General features: G+C 62.0%; 3 protein-coding genes. 1 reads left to right on the forward strand and 2 read right to left on the reverse strand.

Translation table 11 applies throughout. The features are described 5' to 3' along the window. Positions 1 to 22: 22 nt before the first annotated feature. Positions 23 to 2209 carry an elongation factor EF-2 gene (locus RBH26_RS18085; protein ID WP_306759779.1) on the reverse strand — a complete coding sequence of 729 codons (2187 nt, stop codon included), beginning with the start codon at positions 2207 to 2209 and terminating at the stop codon, positions 23 to 25. Between the two features lie 210 nt (positions 2210 to 2419). Here RBH26_RS18085 and RBH26_RS18090 point away from each other — a divergent pair, with 210 nt between their 5' ends. Further along, on the forward strand, positions 2420 to 4885 hold the full coding sequence (locus RBH26_RS18090) for an MMPL family transporter (protein WP_306759780.1): 2466 nt from the start codon (positions 2420 to 2422) through the stop codon (positions 4883 to 4885). Positions 4886 to 4895: 10 nt separating this feature from the next. Here RBH26_RS18090 and RBH26_RS18095 read toward each other — a convergent pair. Further along, the coding region (locus RBH26_RS18095) for a hypothetical protein (protein WP_306759781.1) at positions 4896 to 6120 on the reverse strand (1225 nt) is incomplete at its 5' end.

A 6120-nucleotide genomic window follows, 5' to 3' on the forward strand; every position in this document is an offset into this window, starting at 1 on the left:
CGAGGTGAGAGAGTCGGTCGACTTAGATGTAGTCGATCGACGGCGGCAGTTCGAGCTTCATGCCCTTGCGCTCGCGGATCTCCATGATCTTCTCGCGCTGGAGCGAGTCGGACATGACCTCGAAGCCGGCGTTCTCGGTGTTCCAGGAGGCACGACCCTCGGTCGCGCTGCGGATGTCGGAGGCGAAGCCGATCATCTCGCCGACGGGTGCGATACCCTCGACGACCATGAGGTCACCTTCCTGGTACATGTCGTCGACGCGGCCACGACGACCCTGGATCTCGCCGGAGGCGGCGCCCATGTGGTCGTTTGGCACGTCGATACGGACGTCCTGCATCGGCTCGAGCATCTTGATCTTCCCGTCGATCAGCGACTTGTGGACGGCCTCACGCGTCGCCGGGATGACCTGTGCCGGACCACGGTGGATGGTGTCCTCGTGGAGTTTGGCGTCGTGCAGGCGGATGAGCGTCCCCTGGACCGGCTCGTTCGCGAGCGGACCGTTGTCAAGCGCCTCCTCGAGCCCTTCGACGACCAGTTCCATCGTCTCGTTTAGGTGCTGGATACCCTTCGTGTCGTCGATGAGGATGTTCGTCCCGTGGATGTGTTCGACGTTCTGAGAAGTCTCCTTCTCCATGCCGGCTTCCTGCAGGGCTTCACGGCGTTCCTGCTCGGGCATGTCCATCGACGCCTCGCCGAGTTTGATCGTCTCGACGAGTTCGTCCGTCATTGGCTCGATGGAGATGTAGAAGCGGTTGTGGCGGTTCGGCGAGATGCCCTCGACTTCGTCGCTTGGCTGCTGGGGCTGCTCGCGGTAGACGACGATCGGCTCACCGGTGTTGACCGGGATGCCCTGGTTCTTCTCGATACGCTGGGTGATGACCTCGAGGTGGAGTTCACCCTGCCCGGAGATCAGGTGCTCGCCGGTGTCCTCGTTGATGTCGATCTGGATCGTCGGGTCCTCCTTGGAGACCTGACGCAGCGTCTCGATGAGCTTTGGCAGGTCGTCCATGTTCTGGGCCTCGACGGACTTCGTGATCACCGGCTCGGAGATGTGCTCGATCGACTCGAACGGAGTCATCTCGACGCTCGAGACGGTCGAACCGGCGATCGCGTCTTTCAGGCCGGTGACGGCGGCGATGTTCCCGGCTGGAACCTGCTCGACTTCCTCGCGTTCGCCACCCATGAAGACGCCGACGGACTGAATGCGGTTCTTGCCCGCGGTCCCGGAGACGTACAGCTCCTGGCCCTTCTCGAGCGAACCGGAGAAGACACGCCCGGAGGCGATCTCGCCGGCGTGTGGGTCCATCGAAATGTCGGTGACCATGAAGACGACCTCACCGTCCTCGTCGACGAGGCGCATCCCTTCGGCGAGGTCGGTGTCGTCGTCACCGCGCCAGATGCGCGGAATACGGCGGGGCTGTGCGTCGACCGGGTTCGGGAAGTGCTCACAGACCATGTCGAGCACGACGTCCGACAGCGGCGTCCGCTCGTGGAGCTCCTGGCGCTTGTCCGAGCGCTCGAGTTCCATGATGTCGCCGAAGTCCATCCCGGTGCGTTGCATCGACGGCATCGAGACACCCCACTTGTACAGCGCGGATCCGAAGCCGACGGTGCCGTCTTCGACGGAGACGGTCCAGTCGTCGACGTCGTCCATATCCTCGGTCATGCCGCGGATGAGCTCGTTGACGTCGTTGATGACCGAGACGAGTCGCTGCTGCATCTCCTCGGGTCCTTCCTGCAGTTCGGAGATCAGGCGGTCGACCTTGTTGATGAACAGGGTCGGCTTGACGCCCTCACGGAGCGCCTGTCGCAGCACCGTCTCGGTCTGGGGCATGGCCCCTTCGACGGCGTCGACGACGACCAGCGCACCGTCGACGGCGCGCATCGCACGCGTCACGTCGCCACCGAAGTCGACGTGGCCGGGCGTGTCGATGAGGTTGATGAGGTGGTTGGTTCCCTCGTACTCGTGGGTCATCGAAACGTTTGCCGCGTCGATGGTGATCCCACGTTCCTGTTCGTCTTCCTCCGTGTCCATCGCGAGCTGCTCGCCGGCAGTCTCGTCGGAGATCATGCCGGCACCGGCCAGCAGATTGTCAGAAAGGGTCGTTTTTCCGTGGTCGACGTGAGCGGCGATGGCGATGTTCCGGATGTTCTCCGGTTCGTCCATCAACCGTTCACACTCTTGGACGATCTTCTTGCGTCGGCCCATATACCCCCCATTACCGCCAGCGGGGTCAAAAGGGTAGTGTTTCGTCGGCGCCGGAATTCGTCACGTTTCCCGGTTTCTGTACGCGAATTTCCAGTTTGAGTGAGTGAATCCCAAACAGTATTCTGAACGTTCGTTGCTCGAACGAGTCATCGCCCGGTAGAACTAATGGTTGTGCCTGTAAATCCACCACCTACGCCGACAGTCTCTTGAATGACTGCCGATACCGACCTCGCTGGCCGCTACGCAGACGCGTTCACTCGCCACTATCGGCTGATCGCTGCCATTCTCTTACTCGCGACGGCCATCGTCGGAGTCGGTGCGGTCGGCGTCGGCGGCCTCGAGATGGCCGAGTTCGACGTCGAGACCGAAGAGACGGAGGCTGGTGAGTACGTCGACGACCACTTCAGAACCGACGACGCACCCACGACCCTGATCGTACTCGAGGACTCGAACACCCTCGACCGGGACTCACTACTCGCAACGATGGACCTCCAGGCGGAGATCAGGGCAAACGAGACCATCTCACCGACGCTCGCGGACGAACAGCCGACGGCAGGCGTCGGGAACGCGATCGCAATCGCCTGGGAGCCGACCTACGCGCTCTCCGAGGACGGAATGGGCCTCGAGCTCAAGCGAGATCGTGTCGCTGGGATGTCCGATAACGAACGCGAGCAGTACCTGAACCGCGCGTTACACTTAGACGATCTCCTTCCTGCCGGAGTCCCTGAGGCCGGTACGGCACTCCCTCGCGAATACGAGCGTGGTGACGAGACGGCCGACGCGAGGCTGGTCGCCGTCGTCCACGACCAGGACGCAACCGAGGACGACCTACTCGAGGCCCAACGAACTATCGAGGAACTCACCGACGACCGCCTCGAAGCTGACACGTTCGTCTTCGCCGAGGAGCTGGCCTTCGAGCGCGGTGCCCAGGCGACCGGCGAGAACTTCGGATTGATCGGCCCGCTCGCGGCGTTGCTCGTCGGCAGTGCCCTCTTCGTGGCGTACCGCGATCCGCTCGACGTCTGTTTTGCCGTCGGTGGTATCGGTCTTACGCTGGTCTGGCTGATCGGATTCCTGGGATGGACGGGGATCGGACTCAACCAGCTATTGATTGCTGTTCCCTGTCTCCTGATCGGCCTGAGTGTAGACCACGTCCTCCACGTCGTGATGCGCTACCGGGAAGCCAGCGAGACACACGACGATCCCGTGGCGGCAATGTCGACGGGACTGGGCAGCGTCGTCGCCGCGCTCGGTATCACTACGTTCACGACGGTCGTCGGCTTTCTCTCCGGACTGATCAGTCCGATCGGTCTCTTACGCGAGTTCGGGCTCGTCGCCGCTGTCGGAATCGCCGCCGCGTTGCTCGTTTTCGGCGGTCTGATCCCGGCGCTAAAACTTGAGGCCGACCGTCACCTCGACTCATGGGGGTATGGTCGACGTCGTCGATCTATCGGTCGGCTGGCGGTCGTCGAACGGCCGCTGGCAGGCGTCGTCGCGGCTGTCCGGTCGGCACCGATGGCGGTAGTCGTCGTCGCGTTTTTGCTCGCGACGGGCGGACTCTTCGGCCTGACCGGCGTCGACACCGAGTCCGACCGGACGGACTTCTTCCCGGAGAGCCAACCCGCGTGGGTCGCGGCCGTTCCCGGCGACCTGCAACCCGACGACTACCCACTGCAAGAGCGCGCCCAGTTCGTCGACGAAACGTTCGCCTGGGCGGATCACTCGGAAGTGGAGATCCTGATACGCGGTGACGTATCCGATCCCGAGACGCTCGAGCGGATCGAAGCGGGCGCTGCGGCTGCCGACGCCAAGCCACCTGTGAAAACAGTTACTACCTCGACAGATCGACTAGAAGAGCTCTCGTTCGTCCACGACTCCGTCGAGGAAGTTTACGAGGAAGGCGAGTCTGGCGTCCCCGATGAGGACCTCGAGACGCTGTACGACGTCGCCTACGACGCGGACGCGACGACGGCGGACCACGTCCTCCACCGAACCGACAACGGGGAGTACGTGGCCATGCGGATGATCGTCGACGTCGAGGAAGACGCAGCGATCGACGATCCCGAAGCGTTCGGAGACGTAACGGATCCGATCGACGACCATCCATCCCTCGAGGCGACCGCAACGGGGACGCCGATTGTCGAGACAGTCCACGACCGAGCGGTCGTCCGGACGGTCTTCGGGACGTTCCTGCTCGCACTCGCCGTCGTCGCCGGGACGCTCGCCGCCGTCTATCGTGTCCGGGATGGGTCTTGGACGTACGGTGTCCTCGTCGCGGTCCCAGTCCTGCTCGCGCTGTCGTGGGTCGTCTTGACGATGCGACTGCTCGGTCTCTCTTTCACGCCCGAGGTCGCGATCATCGCCGGGATCGGTATCGGCGTCGGCGTCGACTACACCGTCCACGTCGCCGAACGGTACCGACAGGAACGACAGACAGTCGCGCCAGCGAAGGCACTCGAGCGGACGGTCGTCGATACGGGAGGAACGCTTTTCGCGAGCGGGACCACGACCGCGCTCGGCTTTGCCGTCTTGCTATTGACGGTCGTTCCCTCACTACAGCGGTTCGGGCTCGTCACCGCACTGGTGGTAAGCTACTCGTTCGTCGCCAGCGTGGTCGTTCTACCCGCGCTTCTGTACCTATGGGAGGGGGTGTCCGGCGCCGGAACTAATGCGTGATCGAGAGGCGCTACGGAGCTTCGTAGTGGATGAGTTCGTCCTGTAGCAGGTCGATGTTCGCCTGGAACACGTCGAACAACTCCTCGGTAATCGCCGCCGAGTCTGCGTCGTCCCAGTCGCGAAATTCCGGGTCTTCGGAGCCGCGATAGACGTTCTCGATTCCCATCAGCATACTCGCTACCGTCGTCGTATAGACGGTATCATTTTCGACCGCACCGTCGGTATAACTGACCGTCGCCACCGGATAGTCCCCGTCGAGATGGTTCCCGTCGAGCACGCCACCCTCCAAGACGGGGCCGCGGACGTCATCCTGGCTGTTCCAGACGCCTTCGTAATTCTCTTGGAGGAGTTGGGGCGAATCTTCACTCTCGCTCTCTCGGAACACGGACCAGCCACCCCACAACTGGTTCAGGAATTTCCAGGTTGCGCCAACGTCTACAGTGTCGGATGCAGGCTCGAGTGTACCGTCCGTGAAGGTTACTTCTTCGGGCGCACCGTACTGCCAGTCGATGTCGGCGTCGAAAATGGCCTCGAGCATTTGACCGGTGTAATTCAACACGTCCGTCGCCAGTTCCTCGTTCACGACTTTGTTCGGATACGGATGACCGTCGAAGTCGGCCACCGGGTCGTCGTACTCGTTGGTCAACTGGCCCGATCGGTCGTCGTAGTTATCGATGTATAGGAACTCGTAAATCGCTTTCAGACCGTCAAGTAGCGCACCCAGTTCGTTGATGTGGTACGACGTCCCATCACCGAAGTCGAACGCACCGGCGTCGTCGTCCCAGTACGTCTCTAAATTTTCTGCGACCGACTCCATCGTCTCGCTCAGCGATTCCTCGTCGTATCCACCCAGATGCGTCGTCATGACGTCGTGATCAACGTTACCCATACCACCCATTCCTTCGCCGAGCCCATCCTGTTCGGCGTCGCCAGCCCCGTCTTCGCTGTTTCGGCGCTGCCAGGCGTAGCCCAGCGCATTGAACGTCCGCATACCGAGACACATCGACTCCGTCGTCACGTTCCCTTCCTCATCGACGAATTCGCCATCATCAAGGCGCTCGTCTAGTACCCAGTAGACGTTGGAGAAGACGTTCGGAACCGTGCCCAGCGAAATCGTATCTCGAAGATCGCGTAGTTCCTGGATGAGGTCGTCGTTCTCACTATATCCTTCTTCTTCCATCAGATGGTACGCAACACGACCGATTCGGCCGATTCCTCGGTGGTGTGCGTGGTAA

Source organism: Natronolimnohabitans sp. A-GB9, from assembly GCF_030848565.1.
Classification (GTDB): Archaea; Halobacteriota; Halobacteria; order Halobacteriales; family Natrialbaceae; genus Natronolimnohabitans.